18 protein-coding genes and 1 pseudogene are annotated in these 20,966 nt (G+C 64.7%); 8 read left to right on the plus strand and 11 right to left on the minus strand.

Annotated features, from left to right (window positions below; all coding sequences use genetic code 11):
- Nucleotides 1-6 precede the first annotated feature (6 nt).
- From H0P51_RS19960 to H0P51_RS19970, 3 genes are read right to left on the minus strand one after another with little or no spacing between them, the layout of a single operon-like run.
- Nucleotides 7-1,242 carry a cytochrome P450 gene (locus H0P51_RS19960; RefSeq protein WP_180914620.1) on the minus strand — a complete coding sequence of 412 codons (1,236 nt, stop codon included), beginning with the start codon at nucleotides 1,240-1,242 and terminating at the stop codon, nucleotides 7-9.
- A complete protein-coding gene (locus H0P51_RS19965) occupies nucleotides 1,239-2,270 on the minus strand; it encodes an LLM class F420-dependent oxidoreductase (RefSeq protein WP_180914621.1) in 1,032 nt (343 codons plus the stop codon). Before H0P51_RS19965 ends, H0P51_RS19960 begins: the two co-directional genes overlap by 4 nt.
- 39 nt (nucleotides 2,271-2,309) lie before the next feature.
- Nucleotides 2,310-2,774: a pyridoxamine 5'-phosphate oxidase family protein gene (locus H0P51_RS19970; protein WP_180914622.1), complete on the minus strand. Its 465-nt coding sequence runs from the start codon at nucleotides 2,772-2,774 to the stop codon at nucleotides 2,310-2,312.
- A 112-nt stretch (nucleotides 2,775-2,886) separates the two neighbouring features.
- Between H0P51_RS19970 and H0P51_RS19975 the strand changes: the two genes are divergently transcribed.
- Nucleotides 2,887-4,383, plus strand: coding sequence for an acyl-CoA carboxylase subunit beta (locus H0P51_RS19975; RefSeq protein WP_180914623.1), 1,497 nt, complete (start codon nucleotides 2,887-2,889; stop codon nucleotides 4,381-4,383).
- Here the strand turns inward: H0P51_RS19975 and H0P51_RS19980 are convergent.
- From H0P51_RS19980 to H0P51_RS19990, 3 genes are read right to left on the minus strand one after another with little or no spacing between them, the layout of a single operon-like run.
- Entirely contained in the window at nucleotides 4,380-5,417 is a 1,038-nt protein-coding gene (locus H0P51_RS19980) for a TIGR03857 family LLM class F420-dependent oxidoreductase (RefSeq protein WP_180914624.1), read from the minus strand. The genes H0P51_RS19975 and H0P51_RS19980 overlap by 4 nt on opposite strands.
- Before the next feature lie 24 nt (nucleotides 5,418-5,441).
- Entirely contained in the window at nucleotides 5,442-6,575 is a 1,134-nt protein-coding gene (locus H0P51_RS19985) for a PHB depolymerase family esterase (protein WP_180914625.1), read from the minus strand.
- A 10-nt stretch (nucleotides 6,576-6,585) separates the two neighbouring features.
- On the minus strand, nucleotides 6,586-8,145 hold the full coding sequence (locus H0P51_RS19990) for a flavin-containing monooxygenase (protein WP_180919111.1): 1,560 nt from the start codon (nucleotides 8,143-8,145) through the stop codon (nucleotides 6,586-6,588).
- A gap of 280 nt (nucleotides 8,146-8,425) precedes the next feature.
- Here H0P51_RS19990 and H0P51_RS19995 point away from each other — a divergent pair, with 280 nt between their 5' ends.
- The 4 genes from H0P51_RS19995 to H0P51_RS20010 are packed head-to-tail and all read left to right on the plus strand — an operon-like array spanning nucleotide 8,426 to nucleotide 12,354.
- Nucleotides 8,426-9,460: a Rieske 2Fe-2S domain-containing protein gene (locus H0P51_RS19995; protein WP_180914626.1), complete on the plus strand. Its 1,035-nt coding sequence runs from the start codon at nucleotides 8,426-8,428 to the stop codon at nucleotides 9,458-9,460.
- Nucleotides 9,457-10,077 (plus strand): isochorismatase family protein, encoded by a 621-nt coding sequence (locus H0P51_RS20000; RefSeq protein ID WP_180914627.1) that lies wholly within the window; start codon nucleotides 9,457-9,459, stop codon nucleotides 10,075-10,077. Before H0P51_RS19995 ends, H0P51_RS20000 begins: the two co-directional genes overlap by 4 nt.
- Nucleotides 10,074-10,694 carry a PaaI family thioesterase gene (locus H0P51_RS20005; RefSeq protein ID WP_180914628.1) on the plus strand — a complete coding sequence of 207 codons (621 nt, stop codon included), beginning with the start codon at nucleotides 10,074-10,076 and terminating at the stop codon, nucleotides 10,692-10,694. Before H0P51_RS20000 ends, H0P51_RS20005 begins: the two co-directional genes overlap by 4 nt.
- 7 nt (nucleotides 10,695-10,701) lie before the next feature.
- Nucleotides 10,702-12,354: an acyl-CoA synthetase gene (locus tag H0P51_RS20010; protein WP_180914629.1), complete on the plus strand. Its 1,653-nt coding sequence runs from the start codon at nucleotides 10,702-10,704 to the stop codon at nucleotides 12,352-12,354.
- A gap of 101 nt (nucleotides 12,355-12,455) precedes the next feature.
- Here H0P51_RS20010 and H0P51_RS20015 read toward each other — a convergent pair whose 3' ends face one another.
- Nucleotides 12,456-13,505, minus strand: a complete 1,050-nt coding sequence (locus H0P51_RS20015; RefSeq protein WP_180919112.1) for an LLM class F420-dependent oxidoreductase — start codon at nucleotides 13,503-13,505, stop codon at nucleotides 12,456-12,458.
- A 65-nt stretch (nucleotides 13,506-13,570) separates the two neighbouring features.
- On the opposite strand from H0P51_RS20015, the gene H0P51_RS20020 reads away from it, so the two are divergent.
- The gene (locus H0P51_RS20020; RefSeq protein WP_180914630.1) at nucleotides 13,571-13,957 is read left to right on the plus strand and encodes a lipocalin-like domain-containing protein; all 387 of its coding nucleotides are present in this window, start codon (nucleotides 13,571-13,573) and stop codon (nucleotides 13,955-13,957) included.
- Here the strand turns inward: H0P51_RS20020 and H0P51_RS20025 are convergent.
- Complete coding sequence (locus H0P51_RS20025) at nucleotides 13,954-15,159, minus strand: cytochrome P450 (RefSeq protein ID WP_180914631.1); 1,206 nt, start codon at nucleotides 15,157-15,159, stop codon at nucleotides 13,954-13,956. The two genes, H0P51_RS20020 and H0P51_RS20025, sit on opposite strands and share 4 nt — an antisense overlap.
- A 214-nt stretch (nucleotides 15,160-15,373) precedes the next feature.
- On the opposite strand from H0P51_RS20025, the gene H0P51_RS20030 reads away from it, so the two are divergent.
- The gene (locus H0P51_RS20030) at nucleotides 15,374-16,519 is read left to right on the plus strand and encodes a thiolase family protein (protein WP_180914632.1); all 1,146 of its coding nucleotides are present in this window, start codon (nucleotides 15,374-15,376) and stop codon (nucleotides 16,517-16,519) included.
- Nucleotides 16,520-16,542: 23 nt separating this feature from the next.
- Here H0P51_RS20030 and H0P51_RS20035 read toward each other — a convergent pair whose 3' ends face one another.
- From H0P51_RS20035 to H0P51_RS29120, 3 genes and pseudogenes are all read right to left on the minus strand, one after another.
- Nucleotides 16,543-17,319, minus strand: a complete 777-nt coding sequence (locus H0P51_RS20035) for a DUF1275 family protein (protein ID WP_180914633.1) — start codon at nucleotides 17,317-17,319, stop codon at nucleotides 16,543-16,545.
- A 137-nt stretch (nucleotides 17,320-17,456) separates the two neighbouring features.
- Nucleotides 17,457-18,779, minus strand: a complete 1,323-nt coding sequence (locus H0P51_RS20040) for a putative bifunctional diguanylate cyclase/phosphodiesterase (RefSeq protein WP_425489083.1) — start codon at nucleotides 18,777-18,779, stop codon at nucleotides 17,457-17,459.
- A pseudogene (locus H0P51_RS29120) lies at nucleotides 18,774-19,199 on the minus strand (PAS domain S-box protein); the annotation flags it as partial. The pseudogene H0P51_RS29120 and the gene H0P51_RS20040, both read right to left, overlap by 6 nt.
- A 248-nt stretch (nucleotides 19,200-19,447) precedes the next feature.
- Here H0P51_RS29120 and H0P51_RS20045 point away from each other — a divergent pair.
- Nucleotides 19,448-20,959 carry a hypothetical protein gene (locus tag H0P51_RS20045; RefSeq protein ID WP_180914635.1) on the plus strand — a complete coding sequence of 504 codons (1,512 nt, stop codon included), beginning with the start codon at nucleotides 19,448-19,450 and terminating at the stop codon, nucleotides 20,957-20,959.
- Nucleotides 20,960-20,966 lie beyond the last annotated feature (7 nt).

A 20,966-nucleotide genomic window follows, 5' to 3' on the forward strand; every position in this document is an offset into this window, starting at 1 on the left:
GGTGGCTCAACCAAACGCATAGCGCACCGGCAGGTGCTTGAGGCCGCCGACGAACGTGGTCGCCACGTATTCTGGATCACCGGCCAGCTCAACGGATTTCAGCCTGGCTAGCAGTTCGGTAAAGAAGCTGCTGACTTCCATGCGGGCCAGTGCCGCCCCCATGCAGAAGTGCACGCCGTAGCCGAAGGCCACCTGCTTGTTGGGCTCCCGGCCGACGTCGAAACGGAACGGATCGTCGAAAACTTCTTCGTCACGGTTGCCCGATACGTACGACAACAGCACGGATTCGCCTGCCGCGATGGGTATTCCGCGTACCACGGTGTCCTGTGCGGCGGTGCGCATGAACTGCTTGACCGGGGTGACCCAGCGGATCATCTCCTCGGTCGCCTTGGGCATCAGGCTCAGATCGTCACGCAGCCGATGCAGCTGGTCGGGGTTCTCGGCCAACGCGTGCAGGCCACCGGAGATGGTGGCGCTGGTGGTGTCGTGGCCAGCGGTCGCCACGATCAGGTAGTAGGACACCGTCTCGATCTCGGACAACGGTTCGCCGTCGATACGCGCGTTGGCGATCGCCGACGCGAGGTCTTCGGTCGGCTGCTCGCGGCGCGCGGCGGTCACTTCGTTGAAGTAGCCGAACATGTCCAGCAGCACCGGCAATTGGTCCTCGATCGTGTTGCCGCGCCTGAACTCCGAGTCATCACTGCCGAACAGCTCTTGAGTCAGCTTGAGCATCCGCGGGAAGTCGGCCTCGGGGATCCCCAGCAGCGACATGATCACGTACAGCGGGTAATTGACCGCGACCTCCTGCACGAAGTCGCACTCGGGACCTACCTGCAACATCTTGTCGACATAGATTTTGGCGAGCTCGTCGACGCGCTGCTTCAGTGCCCGCATCGCCTTGGGCCGGAACCAGTCCGAGCCGATCGCACGGACCACCCGGTGCTGCGGGTCGTCCAGGTGAATCAGTGTCTTGACACCGATGGCGGCCTGTTGCTCGTCGCCGGCTGCGGTGGTCAGCACGGGGCGCGGCCAGTTGGTGAACAGCGTGTTGTCCCGCTCGATGTCCATGATGTCGGTGTGTTTAGTGATCGCCCAGAACGGCCGATAGTTCTTCACATCCACCCAGGACACCGGGGCGTTGGCACGCAAGTGGGTCAGTGTCGCATGCAGTAGCGCCTCGTCGGCGTAAGTTTGCGGATCGGCGAGCAGCTTGGCGGCCTCATCAATCACCGGGGTGCTCATGGCTGGAACTCCTTCAGTGCGAGGTCGATACAGTCTTGTGTGGCGGCGTAGAAAATCGGCCACACCCGGTCGGCGAGACCTTCGCAGCGGCTTCGGAGGGCTGCGGCCACCTCTTGCACTGGGCCGACCACCGCGAATGCGTTCAGAATCTCGTCGTCGACGAGCGAGGCCATCGCGTCCCACTGACCTTCCTTGGAGAGCCGATTCAGCTCGGCGTGCAGGTCGCCCCAACCGTGCAGGTCGAGCACCCTTCGGTAGGCGGGTGTGGACCCGTAGAACGCGATCTGCTTGCGGGTAGCCGCGATCGAGGTCGCCATCTCCTCCTCGGTGCTGCCGGTGGCCACCATCACCTCCGCGGCGACCTCGAAATCCGAACGGTCCCGGCCGGACCGTTGTATGCCGCGCTGCAACACCGGCAGCGTCACCTCGGTGAGATAGCGCTGGGAGACCATCGGATGACCGAGGTGGCCGTCGGCGACTTCTCCACACATCTGGGTCATCGCCTCACCGACGGCCGCCAGGAATACCTTTGGCGGCGGATGGGGCATCGGCTCGGGGGTAAACATCGGCGTCATGATCTTGTGCGTGTAGAACTCGCCTTCGAACCGCAGCCGCTCGCCGTCTTTCCAGTTCGCCCAGATCGCGCGTAGCGCCGCGACGAATTCCCGCATCCGTCGCGCCGGGTGACTCCAGGGCATGCTGAATCGCTTCTCGATGTGCGGCTGAATCTGGGTGCCCAGACCGAGGATGAACCGGCCTCCGGAATAGGCCTGCAGATCCCAGCCCAGGTTGGCCACAATCATCGGATTGCGCGCGAACGCGACCGCGATGTTGGTGCCTAACTCGATCCGTGACGTGTGTTCGGCCGCCAGCAATAAGGGCAGAAACGGATCGTGACTGGTCTCGGCGGTCCAGCCGCCGTCCAAGCCCCGTCGCTCCAATCTGCCGGCTGCCTCGGCAGCCTCGTCGAGCCGGTTCGGGATGCCTCCGTCGATTTTGAGGCCCCGCACTGGACCCCCACCCACCATGATGGAAAAGCTACAGTAAGCGATTCGGTAGGGTCAACGTCAGCTCCGCTCCCGGACCCGTTGCGCGATCCGTGCGTTGTCCCACGTCAGTATCTTTCCTTCTGGCACGAAACGCAGAAACACGTTCTTGGCGTAGTACTTCTGCGTCTTTTCCGGCAGTCCGGACAGCGACGGACGGAACGCGGCGTACTTGGCGTTGACGGCGGCGTCGAGACGCCCAATGGCCGCCTCGCCGTTGACGATCTCGACCCGGCCACTGAGGTGGACTCCTATTAGGTCCACCCAGCGTTCGCCGGATTCGACCAGAAAAGATGCGCGGGGATCGTTGACCACCCGCGCAATCTTCTTGGTGCCGGCGGGTGTCATGATCACGATCGTGCGATCCTCGACCACGAACCACACCGGCAACGTGACCGGCCTTCCGTCCCGGCGCAACGTGGTCAGGATGCCAGTGTGCGCGGACTCGATCGCGTCCCACGCTTCGTCAGCTGTTAACCGGATCATGTTGTCGCTCCAAGGGTTGTCCACCGTGCGGTCAGTGGTCGGCCACTATTTGCACAGGCTACAGTAAGCAGTTCAGTATGTACCGATCCGGCGAGTGAGGACGAGGACGACGATGGGCAAGCCCGAGGACTGGGAAGAAACCCTCGCCGACCTCGCCCGGCGCCGTCAGCATTCCCGCGCTATGGGCGGCCCGGAGCGCCTCGACAAGCACCGGGGCAATGGAAAATTGGATGCCCGCGGGCGGATCGCGCACCTGCTGGATCCCGGGACGTTCCGCGAAATCGGCACCCTGGTAGGCGGTGAGGTCGCTGCCGACGCCATCGTCACCGGCTCGGGGCTGATCAACGACGCTCCAGTGCTGGTGGGCGCCGAAGATTTCACCACGCTGGCCGGCAGCATCGGTCCGGGCGGCAACTCCAAGCGCTACCGAATTGCCGAACTGGCGGTGCGCAATAAGGTCCCGCTGGTGATGCTGCTCGACGGCGCCGGCTTTCGTCCCACCGGTGGACACTACGGCCGCTCCCCCACCGACCTGCTCGCGCAGACCCAATGCTCGGGCCGGGTACCCACCGTCGCCGCGGTGCTCGGCCCGTCGGCCGGACACGGCGCCCTGGTGGCCCCGGTGTGCGACTTCCGGATCATGAGCCAAAACGGCACCATCTTCACCGCGGGGCCGCCGGTCGTCAGAGAATCCACGGGCGAAGAGATTTCGAAGCACGACCTCGGTGGCCCAACAGTTGCGCTGCCCAGCGGGGTAATCCACAACGTCGCCGACGACGACGAGACCGTACTCGACGAGATCCGGCGTTATTTGTCATTTTTCCCGTCCAGCGCGTGGTCCTACCCGCCGTCGCTGGGGCCCGGCGAGACGTCGCAGCCGCGGCCGACGCCAGAGTTGCTGAGCATCGTGTCCCGCGACAACCGCCGCGTCTACGACATGCGGCAGGTGCTCGATGTGGTGTTCGACAGCCCCGACTGGTTCGAGGTCCAGCCGTCGTTCGGCAAAGCCGTTATCTGTGCCCTCGCGCATCTGGGCGGTCACCCGGTCGCGGTCGTTGCCAACCAGCCGCAGGTGTTAGCAGGCTCCATCGACGCCGATGCGGCCGACAAGGCAGCGCACTTCATCCTGGTGGCCGATTCCTTCCACTTACCCATCGTCTTCCTGGCCGACAATCCGGGCATGCTTCCGGGCAGCCGATCCGAACGTCAGGGCGTATTGCGCAGCGGCGCAAGGATGTTCGCGGCGCAGACGGCTGCGACCACGATCAAGCTGCATCTGACGTTGCGCAAGGCTTACGGCTTCGGGTCCATGGTCATGTCGCTGCTCAGCTTCGACCACCAGACCGCGACGTTCGCCTACCCCGGGGCCACCATGGGGGCCATGAGCGCCGCCGCACTCAGCCGGGCCTCACACGCCGGTGAGGATCTGTCCGCACGGCTGCGCAAAGCGGAGTTGGAGGCGTCCTACCGGTCGGCCGAGGGCATGGGTTTCGACGAGCTGATCGATCCCCGCGAAACGCGTGACGCGCTGCTGGCCGCCTTGCAGCGTGGCCTTGCCGCGCGGCAGTCGGTCGCCGAACCGGTGGCGCGAACCGTCATCCTGCCCTAGGCGCGGTAGGCAGCTACGATCGGCTCGAGTTCGTCGGGCGTGGCCCCGTGCAGGATCACCGAGTCCGCCCCGTAGTCGAACTCGAGACGGATGCGATCCACACAGTGCTGCGCCGAGCCAGTTGCCGACGGTTCCAGCCATTCGTCGGGAATCAGGGTCGCAATGTGCTCGATCTGCTCGGGGGTGGCCTTGTGATCGATGCCGCCCGGAATGGACGTCACCACCGAGTCCTCCCGGAACCGTTGCAGCACAGCGGGATCCCAGCCGTTGGTGTTGACCAGCAGATCACCGTAGCCCTGCAGATAAGTGGCCAGCCGGGCCACCGTCTTCTTCAGCCGCAGCTGCTCGGGCAGGTGGTCACCGACGGTGGCGAAACACGACCACACCCGCACGCTGTCGGGATCGCGGCCCGCCTTCTCCGCCGCCGACTTCACCGTGGCCACGCAGCGCTGCAGGGTCTCCGGTGTGAAGTAGGTGTGCAGGATGACGTCGTCGAACACACGGCCGCCGAGGGCCAGCGTGTTGGGCCCGAACGCGACCAGCGCCAGCCGGATGTCCTCGTCGAAGTCGGGGTCGAGGAACAGGACGGGGTATTTCCCCAACGGTCCGGCGTGGTTGAAGATCAGCTCGCCGTGCCACAACCGTCGCATGACGTTGGCCCAATCCTCCATCTGGGCGGTGGTCACAGCGGGGACGCCGAACGCCTGGTAAACCGCCGCAATGCCGCGGCCGATGCCCAGTGTGAAGCGGCCGCCGGAGAGCCGGTGCATGGTAGTGGCCCACGAACCTGTAATCAGTGGATGGCGGGTGTTGTGATTGGTTGCGGCGGTGGCGATCTGCATCCGGTTGGTCACCGCGCAGGCGGCACCCACAAGGGAGGACGCCTCCTTGACGTTCCAGCGCTCGGAGATGAACGCGGTGCCGAAGCCGAGCTCTTCGCCGCGACGCGCCTCGTCCATCAGTGTGGCCGGACCTTCTCCCCCGGCGCCGGCCAGCAGGTAGTACCCCAGTTCGTCGAGGACGCGATCAGCCAATTCCAAACTCCTTGATTGTCATCATCATTCGGCGACCCGAAGCACGGCGTCCTCGCTGACCTCGCGCAAGAATCGCTCCGAGACGGCCAGGACCCGGCGGGAGAACACGTGACTGACGTGGCCGCCGGCGTACCAGTACAGCTGGCCTCCCCACTTCTGCTGCAGGGCCAGCGTCGGCTCGAGCATGGCCATGCGGTCGTGGCGCGCGCCGATGATCAGCCGCCGGTGCGGCGGCGGTGCCGGGTCGGCCTGCAGCGGGTCGATCACCGTGGTCAGCTGCGTGACGACGTCGGACGCCAACAGCTCGCGGTAGTCGCTGCGCGCCGCGCCCGACCTGCCGAGGTGGCGCGCGATCATCGAGTTGAGTCCCAGGATCGGGGTGTACAGCGCGACGGCGTGCACCTGCCGCTCGAGGTGCGAGACCAGGGCAGCCACTGGGCTTCCCATTGAAACACCCGCTATCACAACGACGGTGCCCTGCCGGAGTGCCCAGCGGACCACCGCGCGAATCTCTGATACCGAGCGCATCATGCCGGCGACATTGCCCAGCGGGTCCATGTCCGGGTAGACCGGCCAGTACTTGCGCCGGCTGCCATGGCCCGGCTGCACCGGCATCGCGACGTTGAAGCCCAACCCGCGATGGATCCGGTCGATACGCGACATCAGCATGTCCTGCGCGCCGCCCTGACCGGCACCGTGGATCCAGATGAGCCACGGCCGCGGACGGTCGCGGTGCCGGCAGAGGTGAACCACCGCCCGGGAAGGCCCGCCGAACCCCTCATCCATCAGCGACATCGGCAGCTGCGGGTCATGCTCGAAAGTCATGCGCTCGTACCTCAACCCGCCGATACGACGCCGTTTGATGCCGTGCACCCGCAGTGGCGCGGGGTCCACGTAGGCGCCGTCCAGACCGAGCGCTGACAACTCCTCGGCCGCCGCCACGCACCCCTCCGCTGACCGCACCGTCACCGGCCCGGCGTCGCCGAGCACCGAAAATCCGGTCAGCACCAGCTCGTCCAGCAACACCTCACCGAACTGGCGCACCCCACACGGCCCCGGGCCGTCGGCCTGGGAACCGGCCCGGACCCCGGCCACAGTCCGCGGCAACAGCATGCCCACTTCCCGGGTGACGCCGAGTCCGCGCGATACCAACGACATAATCAATCACCTACCTGAGCTTAAAACCGGTGTAGCCGGCGGCGGCGATCTCGTCGCAGCGTCGCCGGTATTCGGGGATTCCGCCGGTATAACCCATGTACATCCGTTTCTTGCCGGGTACGTTGCCACCGTTGTACCAGGAGTTGCAGGAGGGATGAACTAGGACCGTCGCCGCCACCAGTGAAGTGGCATGATCGATCCATTCCTGTTGCGCACTGCTCAATGCCTCGATGGCGCGAATCTTATTGGCGCGCAGGTACGCAATGCAGTTGCCGATCCATTCGACATGTTGCTCGAGCGCGGCCACATAATTTGTGGCCGCGCTCGGGCTGCCGGGCCCCTGGATGGTGAAAAGGTTCGGGAATCCGGCGATCGCCAGCCCGAGGTAGGACAGCGGTCCTTCCGCGGACCAGAATTCGCCCAGCGACAACCCGTCGCGGCCGCGAATGTCGATGCGGCTCAACGCTCCGGTCATCGCGTCGAATCCGGTGGCGTAGACGATCACGTCCAGTTCGTACTCGTTGCGCGCGGTCCGGATGCCGGTAGGTGTGACCGCGCGGATCGGGTCACCGTGCAGGTCGACCAGAATGACGTTGTCGCGGTTGAACGTTTCGTAGTAACCCTGGTCGATGATCGGGCGCTTGCAGGCGAACGGGTGCCGAGGTACCAGCGCGGCTGCTGTCGCCGGATCCTTGACGATCCGCGCGACCGCTTCACCGTACAGTGCGGCGGCCATCCGGTTGGCCTCGATGTCGAAGAAGACGTCACTCCAATTCAAGGCGCCCAGAACACCTTTATCCTCGATGGCCCGCAGTTGTTCTTCCCGGGTCGCCGACTTCAGAGCCGGGCTGGCCAGCATCTCCAGCAGCACCGAGAACGCACTGAGCCGTGCGGCACCGATCGGATGCTCGCGTTGCGCAGCGCGAATCTCGCCATAAGTTGCCTTCATCTGGTCCAGTTCGCCCGGTTCGAAGCGCCGCACTCGCCAGGGCAGCGTATAGGGCGCTGAACGCTGAAACACATAGAGCCGCTGAGCTTCCCGAGCCACCACCGGAATGAGTTGCACACCGGTGGAGCCGGTGCCAATCACCCCGACCCGCTTTCCGGTCAACTCGAAGCCCTCGTGTGGCCAGCGGCTGGTGGACAGCGACGTCCCGGTGAACGACGCCAGGCCGGTGATGTTAGGTTCCAGCGGCACCGACAGTATGCCCGAGGCGGCGACGACGAACGAGGCTGTGCACGTCTGCCCGGCTTCGGTTCGAACCCGCCAGACCACAGCGTCTTCGTCGAAGTCCATCGCGACCACCTTGGCGCCGAACGTGATGTCGCGGCGCAGGTCCAGTCGGTCGGCCACGAAGTTCAGATAGGCCTCGATCTCGGGCTGGGCCGGCATGGATTCGGTCCAGACCCATTCCTGCTGAATCTCTTCGGAGAAGCTGTAAGAGTATTCGATGCTCTCGATGTCGCAGCGCGCGCCCGGGTAGCGGTTGACCAGCCAGGTGCCACCGACGTTGTCGGCCATCTCCAGCGCCCGGCTGCGCAGCCCGAGTTCGCGCAGCTGGTGCAGCATGTACAGGCCGGAGAATCCGGCGCCGATCACGATTACGTCGAAGTCAGGGTCCACCGGTCACCCGCAAGATGTTCCATCGTAGGTGAACACACGGCGCCCGGCATCGAGGACTTTTGTGTAAACGAATCGCCAGTAGCGGGCCTTGAGCTGGCGTATCGCTTCGAGTTCATCCGCGGCTGCGGTCATGTCGCTCCTCGCCTTGCCGGATGGTCTCTTGCCACTTAGCTGAAATCTATACTGTAATGGATTAAGTATCAGCCCACACGCGAAAGGCGCCGACGTGAAGGTCCCTTTCACCTGGAAGGTCACCGGGTGGTTCATGGTCGGATGGTCACCTGAGTTCCCGGTCGGCGAAGTTCGGCCACTGCACTTCTTCAGTGAGGATCTGGTCGCCTACCGCGACGAGGCAGGTGAACTACACGTGCTCGAAGCCCACTGCAAACACCTCGGGGCCCACCTCGGCCACGGCGGCACCGTGCTCGGCGACTGCGTGCAGTGCCCGTTCCACGGCTGGCGCTGGGGTCCCGATGGCACCAACCGCTACATCCCCTACCAGCCGGACCGCCCCAACAAGGCGCTGACGCTTCGGGTGTATCCGGTTCGGGAACAGTACGACTGCGTGTTTGTCTGGCACCACCCCGACGGCAAGGAGCCGCAGTGGGAAATGCCCGACATATTCACGAAGTTCCCACAGTTCGAGACGAATCCAGCGGCATACTACCGGGCCTACCCAGAGTTCTCCCGGCGCGCCGAACGTGAGCCGGTGCATCCACAGATTGTCGCCGAAAACGCACCGGACAGCGCGCATTTCGAGTATGTGCACCACTCGACCGTGACGCCGCGGGTGCTGGACTGGCGCATCGTCGACCACGAGTGGCAGTTCACCGCCGGCTGGCCGGACGCACACAGCGGCGATCCCAACGATCTGGCACTGCTGTTTCACAGCCACTTGTTCGGACTCGGCGGCGCCATCAGCGTGTTCGAGGGCGCGCAGAATCACCGGCTGATCTTCACCTGCACGCCGGTCGACGACCACTGTTCGGACCTGTTCTACTCGATCTGGTGGCCGCGGCAGCCGGGCGACGACGCCCCGGTACCCGATGGCAAGCTGCGTGACGTAATCGAAAAGCAATTCCTGTCAACCGTCTTCGACGACCTGCAGATCTGGCGCTACCAGAAGTACGTGGAGCATCCGCCGTTGTCCAAGGTGGATGCCAAAGGCTATATGGCGCTGCGGAAATGGGCGACACAGTTCTACGATGTCCCGGCCGACGCTTCGCTCGAGCGGTCGGCCGGCGTCGGGACTCCGGGATGACGAGCAGACTCGCCGGCCTCGTCGAGCCGGGACGCACCGCGGTCGTCACCCAGGAATGCCAGGGCGCCGTGATGGGCCCAGATGCCGGGCTGGGGATGCTTGCCGCGGAAGCACGCCGGGTGGCATTACCCAATATCGTCCGGCTGCTCCCCGCGGCGCGTGCCGCCGGCGTGCACGTGGTGCACTGCCTGGTACAGAAGCGACCGGACGGGCTGGGCTCCAACCACAACGCCAAGATCTTCGCCCTCGGTCAGGGTGAAGTGGACATTACCCCCGGGACGCCTGGTGCGACGTTGCTACCCGAATTAGGCCCTGAACCAACGGATCTGGTCCTGGCCCGCTGGCACGGCGTGGGGCCGATGGGCGGCACCGACCTGGACGCGGTGCTGCGCAACCTCGGCGTGTCCAACGTCGTGGTAGTCGGGGTTTCCCTCAACATCGCGATCCCCAACTTCGTGATGGACGCGGTCAACGCCGCCTACCGCGTGGTGGTGCCACGCGATGCGGTGGCCGGTATCCCGACCGAGTACGGCGAGGCCGTGATCGCCAACACCTTGTCGCTGCTGGCCACCATCACCACCACCGACGACCTGCTGCAAACCTGGCCGCCGGCATGACAGAGACGGCATCGCCCAACCGCGGCGGCTTTCCCGACATCAGACCCGTCGAGGAGGCACCCCCGGAGCTGAACCGCTACGTGGCCGCGCTCCGCAGGCTGCACGATCTCACGGTCTCCACGCGCCCGGACCCCGCACTGTGGACAGCCGCCGCCGAGCACCTCGAACAGGCGTACGCACTGCTGGACGGCCACCAGGTCCCAGAGGCGGACGCCGTGGCCGGCCGGGTTCTCAGCCTGCCCGGGCTGGGTCATCCGTTGCTGCCGCCGTGGACACTCACCGATGCTGGTCCCGGCGGCGTGAGCATGGCGGGCCACTTCAGCCAGGCCCATGTCGGCGGCAATCACGCCGTGCACGGCGGCATGATCCCGCTGCTCTACGACTGGCTATTCGGCATGGTGGTCACCTCTGCCGAGATCCGCCCAACCCGCACCGCCTATCTGCATGTGGACTACCGCCGGATCACCCCGATCGACGAACCGCTGACCGCCCGCGGCCAAATCAGCGATATCGACGGCAGGAAGGTTTTCATTGCGGCTACCATGACGGCGGCCGACGGCACGGTGCTGACCCAAGCCAGCGGCCTGATGGTCCGCCTGCTACCCCACCAGCCGTGAGAGAGAAATGACCGACACCACAACACAATTCACGGTTCCCAACGTCCTGGACGCGGTCGTGGCCGCGATACCGGATCGGGATCTGATCATCCAGGGCGACCGGCGGTTCAGCTACGCGCAGATCCTCGAGCGGTCCAACCGACTGGCCAATTACCTGCATTCGCGCGGGCTCGGCTGCCACACCGAACGTTGCGACATCGCCGGCCACCAGGTCGGGCAGGACCTGCTAGGCATCTACGCCTACAACGGCAACGAGTTCGTCGAGGCGTTGCTCGGCTCCTTCGCCGCCCGGGTGGCGCCATTCAACGTCAACTTCCGCTACGTCAAGAACGAGCTTCAGTACCTGCTGGCCGACGCCGATGCCACCGCGCTTGTTTACCACGCCACCTTCGCGCCACGGGTCGCCGAAATCCTGCCCGACCTGCCCCAGCTGCGGGTGCTGATCCAGATTTCCGACGATTCCGGTAACGAATTGCTGGACGGCGCAGTCGATTACGAAGTAGCACTGGCATCCGCGGGCCCCGAAGCCCCGCCGGTGCAACATTCGCCCGACGATCTATACGTGCTCTACACCGGTGGCACCACCGGGATGCCGAAGGGCGTGCTATGGCGACAGGCCGACATTTTCATGACCTCCTTCGGCGGCCGCGACCTGGTCACCGGCCAACCCGTACGCTCCGTCGACGACGTGGTGGCACGGGTGACCGCAGGTCCGGGCAGCAAGTTGATGGTCCTCCCGCCATTGATGCACGGCGCCGCGCAGTGGAGTGTGATGACCGCGATCACCACCGGACAGTCGGTGGTGTTCCCGACGGTCGTGGACCGGATGGACGCCGACGACGTGGTCCGCACCATCGAGCGAGAGAAGGTGATGGTGACCACCGTGGTCGGCGATGCGATCGCGCGCCCGCTGGTCAATGCCATCGACAAGCGCATCGCCGACGTGTCGTCGTTGGCCGTGATCGCCAACGGCGGGGCGCTGCTGACGCCCTACGTCAAGCAGCGACTGATCGAGGTGCTGCCGAACGCAATCATCATCGACGGCGTCGGGTCGTCGGAGACCGGCGCCCAGATGCACCACATGTCGATGTCGGGGTCGGTATCGACCGGCACCTTCAACGCCGGGCCGGACACTTTCGTGGCCGCCGAGGACCTGTCCTCGATCCTGGCGCCGGGCCACGACGGCCTCGGCTGGCTGGCGCAACGCGGATATGTTCCGCTGGGCTACAAGGGCGATGCCACCAAGACCGCCGCGACCTTTCCGGTCATCGACGGTTTGCGCTATGCCATCCCCGGTGACCGGGCCCGGCACCGCGACGATGGCCACATCGAACTGCTGGGCCGCGACTCGGTGACCATTAACTCCGGCGGCGAGAAGATCTTCGCCGAGGAGGTCGAGGCCGCGATCGCCTCGCATCCCGCGGTCGCCGACGTGGTGGTCGCCGGACGCCCCAGCGAGCGCTGGGGCCAGGAAGTGGTGGCCGTGGTCGCGCTCGCCGAGGGCGCCAGCGCCGAGGCCGCCGAATTGATTGCGCATACCGCAAACTCGTTGGCGCGCTACAAGCTTCCGAAGGCGATCGTGTTCCGCGACATCATCCAGCGAAGTCCGTCGGGCAAGGCGGATTACCGCTGGGCACGGGAGCAAGCAGCCAATCCCTGACCTCGCCAACCAGCGCCACGCCGGCGCGACGGTCATGGTAAGGAGCCACGGGCGCGACGTTCGGCGCGCCCTCAGCTCTCGATCACGCCGAGGGCCGCACCTTATCCATGACCGACCTCCGCCTGGCGTATCTGTTGCAGGATCGAGACAACCGTCTCGGCGGGCAGTGACGACGGAAGTGCCGGCATCACCCGGTCTACCGCACCTGCGCAGCGGGCACGCAGAGCAGGTGCCAGTTCGTCGGCGGGCGCGACGACAGCGAAGGCTTCTAGCACGTCGTGGTCGATCAACTCGGCCATTGTGTCCCATTCACCCTGCCGGGATAACCGATGCAACTCGGCGTGCAGGTCGCCCCAGCCGTGCAGATCGAGCACCTTCAGGTACGCCGGCGTGGACCCGTAGAAGGCGATCTGCTTGCGGACTGCGGTGGACGCGGCGACCATTTCGCCCTCGGTGCGGCCCGTTACCACGAACACCGGACACGCCACCGCGACATCACCGCGGTCGCGTCCGGCGCGCATGGCCCCGCGCTCTAGCGCCGGCAGCGTCACCTCCCGCAGGTACCGGCGCGTGGTGAAGGCGTGGGCGATCAGACCGTCGGTGACCTCGCCGCACATCTCCGTCATTGCCGAACCGACGGCAGAAATGAAAACCTTTGGTACCGAACAGGTCAAACGCTCTGGGGTGAACATCGGCGTCATGATCTTGTGGGTGTAGAACTCTCCCTCGAAACGCAACCGGGTCCCGTACTGCCAGCAGTCCCAGATCGACCGCACCGCCGCGACGAACTCGCGCATCCTGGCCACCGGCCGGCTCCACGGCATGCTGAACCGCTTCTCAATGTGCGGCCGAATCTGGGTGCCCAGACCCAGGATGAATCGACCACCGGAGTAGGCCTGCAGGTCCCAGGCGACGTTGGCGACGGTCATCGGGTTGCGAGCGAAAGCCACCGCAATGCTAGTGCCTATCTCGATCGTGGAGGTGTGCTCGGCCGCGAGCAGCATGGGTAGGAACGGATCGTGGTTGATCTCCCCAGTCCAGGCGCCGTCGTAGCCGCGCCGTTGCAGCTCGGCGGCCACCGCGGGCACGCGCGCCAACTCCATGGGGATGCCCCCATCGATCTTTAATTCGGCGCCGGGCTGGGCAACCATCACTGCGCGAGCACACCGCTCATGAACGTGGACGTTACTGTAATTGATTCGGTATGGTCAACCGGGTGAACAGGTTAGCTGAAGGGCTGCTGGGCGGTTGGCGGCTGGAGTCGTTCATATCCCGCTCCGACGGCACCGACGAGGTGCGCTACCCGTTCGGGGAGAAGCCGTCGGGGTTGATCCTTTACACCAGCGACGGCCATATGTCGGCCCAGTTGACGCCGGGCGACCACTCGCAATTCGTCTCCTATGGCGGCAGATTCGACGTCGACGAAGCCGCGGCAGAGGTATGTCACCGCGTTATGATCTCGACCATGCCAGAGTTGTTGCACCAGCCGCAGATTCGGCATGCCAGGATCGACGGCGACCGATTGACACTGTCGGCGACGCAGACGTCTGCGACGGGCCGCGTCACACAGAGCACTCTGGTGTGGCGCCGCGACACCGGTTAGCGCAGCACCCGCACCGGTACGTTGCTCCACCCGGCCACGTTCTGCATGTTGACCCGCTTGCAACCGGCCCAGTCAACCTGGTAGCCCGGCATGAAATCGAGCATCCGCTCCAGCGCAATTGTGCTCTCCAAGCGAGCCAAGGCGGCACCCAGGCAGCTGTGAATCCCGTAGCCCAGCCCCAGGTTCTGCGCCTGGGTACGGTCGCGGTCCACCTCGAAGGTATCTGCGTCGGTCCAGACTTCGGGATCCCGATTCGCCGAGGCGCCCACCAAAAACACCGGTTTGCCGGCCGGGATCGTCACGCCGTGCAAGGTGACCTCGCGCATCGAACGCCGCACGTTGTACTGAGACGGAGCCTCATAGCGCAGCAGCTCCTCGACCGCCGACCCTATCTTGCTGCGGTCGTCCAGCAATTTCCGCCACTGATCTGGGTTGCACGCGAATACCACTGCGGCATTGCCCAGCAACTTGGTGACGGTCTCGGCGCCCGCACCACCCAACAACGTTGCGAATTCTGTGATCTCGAGATTGTTCAGCGGCTCCATCTGGCCGTCGTCGCGCTCGATCTCGGATTGGATCAGCCTGCTCAGCAGATCGTCACCCAGATCCTCACGTCGTGCTTTGATCAGCCGGTAGTAGTAGACGGACATGTCGATGGCCGACTTGATGCCGCCCTCGCTCGCTTCGACCTGGCCAGGTTCACGGTGCAGCAAGTCGTCGATCCAGATCCTGATCTGTTGGCGATCCGGCTCGGGCACGCCCTGCAGCGCGGTCATAACGTCGACCGGAAACAGCGCCGAGAAGTCCTGGACGAAGTCGAAGCCAGCCGGGTTCAGCGCCGCGAGATGCCTGTCAACGGACTCGGTCACCAGTGGCCGAACCGCTTGAATGGCACGCGGGGTGAACACCTTGTTGAGCAAGCCGCGCATCCGGCGGTGGGCCGGCGGATCCATCGCGATGATCGATCCGTGCTCAGCGACCTGACCGGTGCGCACCTGGGCGAGGTCGACGCCATAGGCCGACGAGTAGGTCTGGTGATCCTTGAACGCGGCCGCCACGTCCTCGTGCCGGGTCAGCGCGTAGAAGTCGTACTCCACGCTGTAATACACCGGGGCTTCCGCGCGCATCCGGCGGTAGGTCTCGTAGGGGTTGTTGAAGAACTCCTCGGAGAACGGGTCGAACATTACCGCCGTCGTGGTCATCGAGACGCCCCTCTCGCAGCGGCTTTCACAATGCGTCGGCGAATCTTGCCGCGCACCGGCCAAGGCTGGCCGGTGATCTCTATCAACGTGGTCACGCGGCGCGACTCCTCCCGGCCGCGGGCGCTTTCGGAACGCTCAACGGTAATGGTTACAGTAGTATAGACAGGTCTGTCCGCATAGCTTGCACCGAATCTCGGCGGGAAGGTGTCGCTCCGTGAACGATGTGGCCATCATCGGCGTGGGTTTGCATCCCTTCGGCCGGTTCGACGGGAAGTCCGCGATGCAGATGGGTGTCGACGCGATCGTCTCGGCCATCACCGACGCCGGCGTGCACTGGAGCGACATCCAGGCCGCCGCCGGGGGCAGTTGGACGGTGGCCAACCCGGACGCCATCGTGGGGATGGTCGGGTTGTCCGGGATACCGTTCACCAACGTCTTCAACGCCTGTGCCACCGCGGCCAGCGCCGCAAAGGCTTGCGCCGACGGAATCCGGTTGGGCGACTACGACATCGGCATTGCCGTCGGGCTTGACAAGCACCCGCGCGGCGCGTTCACCGAGGACCCGGCCTTAGTCGGGATGCCCCGCTGGTACGCCGAGAACGGCCAGTACCTCACCACCCAGTTCTTCGGCATGAAGGCCAACCGATACCTAAACGACCACGGCATCTCCCAGCGCACCCTGGCCCGGGTGGCCGCCAAGAACTTTCGCAATGGCGCGCTGAACCCGAACGCGTTCCGGCGCAAGTCGATCGCCGAGGAAGACATCCTCAACTCGACGATGCTGAACTACCCGCTCACCCAATACATGTTCTGCGCACCCGACGAGGGCGCGGCCGCGGTGGTGATGTGCCGCGCCGACGTCGCCCACCGGTACACCGACAAGCCGGTCTATCTCAGGGCCGTCGAGGTCCGCACCCGCAAGTACGGCGCCTACGAGGTAAACACCACCTTCGCCCCGGTCGAGGAGGACGTGGCTCCCACCGTATACGCGGCGCGCGCCGCGTTCGAGAAGGCCGGCATCGGCCCCGACGACGTCAATGTGATCCAGTTGCAGGACACCGACGCCGGTGCCGAGATCATCCACATGGCAGAGTGTGGCTTCTGCGCGCACGGCGACCAGGAGAAGTTGTTGGCCGACGGCGCAACCGAGATCGGCGGCCCGATTCCGGTCAACACCGACGGCGGTTTGATCGCCAACGGCGAGCCGATCGGCGCGTCAGGTCTGCGCCAGATTCACGAGATAGTCCGCCAGCTGCGCGGCCAGGCCGGCGACCGTCAGGTCCCCGGCGAGCCGAGAGTCGGCTTCACCCAGTTGTACGGCGCACCGGGCACGGCAGCCGCGTGCGTGCTCACCACCTGAGCCGCGACCAGACGCAAAAGCCCCTAGATCTGCGCGTTTTGGGGTGCTTTTGCGTCTGCTCGCGAGGGGAAGGCAAGGTGTCCGCGGTTGTGCAGCACATTCGCGGCGGCCACCGCCACGCAGATCGCGGCAGGAACCAGCAGCGCATTTCCGCCCAGCCAGGTGCCGGCGAGGATCCCCGCCGCTGCGCCGGCGAGGAACAGCAGCAGCGTCACCGAGAGCACCGCGACCTTCCACTTGTCGATCCCGTGCCGACGGCTGCGACCGAGGATCAGGCCGAGGTCGGTGACGGTACCGGTGAAGTGGGTGGTGCGGATCGCCATTCCGCGGAAGCTCGACGTCAGTCCGTTCTGAAGACCGAGTGCGGCCGCGGCCAACAACGCTTGAACTGCGGTCTGCTCGATGCCAAGTCTGTCGATTTGTGCCTGCACCGCACCCAGTTGGGCGCCTCCGGCCGCAATCAGCAAAAGCACGGCCTCGACCATCAGGACGCGGGCATGACGCGCACGCTGTGCGGCCTGGGTGTGCGCGAGCAGCGCTCCTGCACCGGCGGCCCCCATCAGAAATCCCAGCAGGATCGCGATGAGTACGTGACTCTCGTAGAGCCACGGGTGGGCGGTGTCCATCCCGATCTGGGTGGTCAAACCGGTGAGATTGCCGACCGGAACGGCAAAGACAAGCAGCGCAACGGCATTCACAAAACCCGCGGTCAATGCGAGTGCCGCGCAATAACCGATTGTGCGTCCTTGGGACGAGTGCCGGAATTCGGCGACCGAAGTAGCGTTGGCGGCGACGGTCAATTCGTCCCTCCCTGTTTGGTCGGCAGTGTGCCTCAGCGCGACCGGTTGCCGCGATCTGACCGCAATGCTGCCGCCGCAGACTTGGAAAGTTCTCAAAGGCTTCTTGACGCGCCGGTCCCCGACCACGCAGCGGTGTTCTAACGGTTGAAGAACTCCGAGGGCATCGGCCTGGCGAAGTGCCAGCCCTGCGCGGCGTCGCAGCCCAGGGTCCGCAACCGAGCAGCTTGGCTGGCTGTCTCGACCTGCTCCGCGGTCACGGTGAGGCCGAGCGTATGCGCCAGATCGATCATCGCTCGGGTGATCTGTTCGTCGGCCAGCCGGCCTTGGATGTTGCCACCGAGATTCTTGGTGAACTCGCCGGCCAGTTTGACCACGTCGACGGGCAGCTCACGCAAGTAAGCCAGGCTGGAAAAACCGGTGCCGAAATCGTCGATCGCGATCGATACACCCAAGGCAGACAGTTGCTGCAGCCGTCGCAACGATGTCTCGTCCTTGCCGAGGACCGCGTTCTCGGTCAGCTCCAGCTGCAACGCGTGCGGCGGCAGATTGGCGCTTACCAGTGCATTCTTGACCACCGAGATGAACCCCGGGTCGCATACGTTGCGGACGGCAACGTTGACGCTGACGAATAGTTGGGAGTCGACACTCTGATCTTTGCGCCAGTCATGCAAGTGGCGGCAGGCTTGCTCGACCACAAACGTCGTGAGCGGAACGATCATGCCGTCGCGTTCGGCGAGGTTGATGAATCGATCCGGCAGTAGGGTCCCCAGCGTGGGGTGCTCCCACCGCAGCAGCGCCTCGGCGCCCACGACGCAGTTGTCGGCAAGTCGCACGATCGGCTGGTAGACGAGCCGGAATTCGCCGCGATCCAACGCCCAGTGCATCGGCGTGTTTTCCTGATGTCGATCGTGGACCGCCCACCGGTTGCCGCCGGATTGCTTTGCGCGCGCTAGCGTTACGTCGGCCCCTTTCATCAGGTCGGCTTCGGAGATGATGGAAACTTCCTGTTCCATCACGCCCACGCTGGCAGAAACCGTGATCGGATTTCCGTCGATATCGAAGGGTGCCTCGAGGACCCGCAGTACAGAGTCAGCCAGGTCGGTGACTTCGTGCGATGCCGGTTCCGGCAACAGGAAGACAAACTCGTCGCCGCCCAGCCGCGCGACAAGCTGGTGGGGTCGTTGCAGGCACAGCGCCAGCCGCTCGGCAACGCTGACCAGCAGCTTGTCGCCGATGTCATGACCGAGGGTGTCGTTGACGTCCTTGAAGCCATCCAGATCGACGTAGCAGACGCCGACCCGAGAATGCGGGTCCTCGAAGGCAGAGCTGAGTCGATCGAAGAACTGTCGGCGATTGGGCAACCCGGTCAAGGGGTCGTGCAGAGTTTGATGACGCAGTTGCTGTTCTAGCTGATGACGGTCGGTCACGTCGCTAAACACCGCCAGGGTGTAAATCGGCACGCCGCTGGCGTCCCGGATCAGCGACACGTTGACGATGTTCCAGATGGTGTGCCCGTCGCGGTGCAGATGCGGTTTTTCGAGGCTGACCATCTCTACGTCGCCCCGCATCAACGCCCCGTACTGCTCCCACACTTCGGCGGTGTCGTCGGGATGGGTGAGGTCGGTGACCTTGAACGTATTGACGAATTCTTCCGTGTCGTAACCGAACATCTCCGCGAAGGCGGTGTTGACCACTAGAATCCTGCCGGTGATGTCGGAGATCCCGACCCCAACCCCGGCCTGTGCGAACACCGCACGGAGCAACGCCGCGTCGCGACCACTCGCACCCCCGGCGAGCATCGAATCGATCGCTTCCTGTGCGACCGTGTTATTGCGGCTCGCTGCGGTGCGCACGCTGCCCACCTCGCCCGCACCATTCATCTCGTCGAGATCCTCCGTCCCCGAGACGACTCAGGTCATATTTCAAACCGGCACCCGACCCGCTGGTCGCCCCCGCAAGAAGCCCCCGCGACCCCAAGTATGGCCGACATGCGGCTCAATCCTACTGGACGGGAGTATAATTAGCACACCTTCGAAAAGCCTGTGGACAATCCGCTGCTCGGCGATTTTCGTGGGGGTGTGTCGAAGTTTGCGAAGTTTGCCGGGCCCACTCCAAGAAAGACCTTGCGATGAAACATGTGATGCAACTGCGGGATGCGAAACAACAGGCGGTGCGCGAACACGCCTTTTTCGAGTGGTTGGCCAACGACCGTGTGCCGGCCCAAGACCGGCTGGCCATCGGACCGGCCGGAGCGCTTTTCATCATGCAATTCCGGGACATGAACCGCTGGGTGCTGCGATTTCCTGAACCGCACGACGAGTTCGAGTGGGTGATCAACCTTGGCACGCTCGAAGACGAGAAGCACTCGAAGATGTTCTTGGAGGACTGGCGAAAGCTCGATTTGGATGCGCAGCTGGGGTGGCGCACCGGTGACATGCTCTGGTGGCTGTTCCTGTCTGCGGATCAGGAACCATTCCGGCGCAGCGGAATCGAGTTCATCCGGCTTGTCGTCGACGACGGCGACGATGCGCTGATCCGTTTCGGCCACTCCGAGGCCGGCGAGGCTACCGGACATGTCCTGCTCAGCCACACCGCCCGAGTCGCGGCCGTGTTGTCGCGCCGCACCGGACTCGAGTATCGCTACTTCGGTCCCTACCATCTGGACCTGGAAACCGGGCACGTCGGGAACACCGAGGGCGTGTTCGAGACGGTGGTGCTCGACCCCGCGCGCCGTGAGCTGGCCAGCGAGGCATGCCAACGGATGTTCGGCATCTTCGATAACATCTTTGACGGATTCTTGCACTACGCAACGACTTACCTGGACGCCGGGACGGTGCCCCAGCGCCCGAGCTTACCCCTGCTGGCCCGCGCCGATTGGACCGCGCCGGCGCTGGTGATCAATCCGCGCGACGAGCACGACACCGAGTTGCTGCGTCACATCGAGCAGCACAAGGACAGGCTGCGCGCACACCCGTTCTACGAGTGGTTGCGCAGCGACCAACAGGGCGCTGCGGAAAAGCTTCGCCAGTTCATCCCGATGTGGGTGATGGATATCCTGGGGTACCGCGATCTGACCAAGTACGCCTTGACTTTCGCCCAGCCGGCATCCGCCGAGGAACGTGCGGTCAATGCTTGGGCGTCGCGGTTGTCTCGGCACAGCCAGCTGTTTCTCTCGGACTGGGATGCGCTCGGCCTCGATCAGCTGCTCAACCACACGGCCAGCCAAGCACTGGAGTGGCTGTTCTTCGACGCCGACATGGATCTGCATCGGCAGAACATGATGGAGTTCGCCAAAATTGCGTTGCGACACAAGGATCCGGTCCTGCGTTGGTGGATGCTGGTTGCCCTGGAATCCACCGGCGAGGAGTTTTTCGCCCAGACGCAACCGCTTGCGCTCGCCGCGGAGGCTGAAACCGGGGGCAGGCTGGATTATCTCGCCGGTCGGCACGACCCGCCGGACGACGGCGGCAGCACTACTGGCTCTATCGAGATGGCGGCGCCGGCATCAATGACCGGAACGCAACTCGAGCTGGCCAAAAGCATCACCGACCACGTATTCGACTCGATGCAACGACAGCTTTGGCGCTCGTATGCGATTGTCCGCGCGGGGAAGTACGCCGACCTGGCACTGCGCGGCTGACCCGCGG

It is taken from the genome of Mycobacterium vicinigordonae, assembly GCF_013466425.1.
GTDB classification, from domain to species: domain Bacteria; phylum Actinomycetota; class Actinomycetes; order Mycobacteriales; family Mycobacteriaceae; genus Mycobacterium; species Mycobacterium vicinigordonae.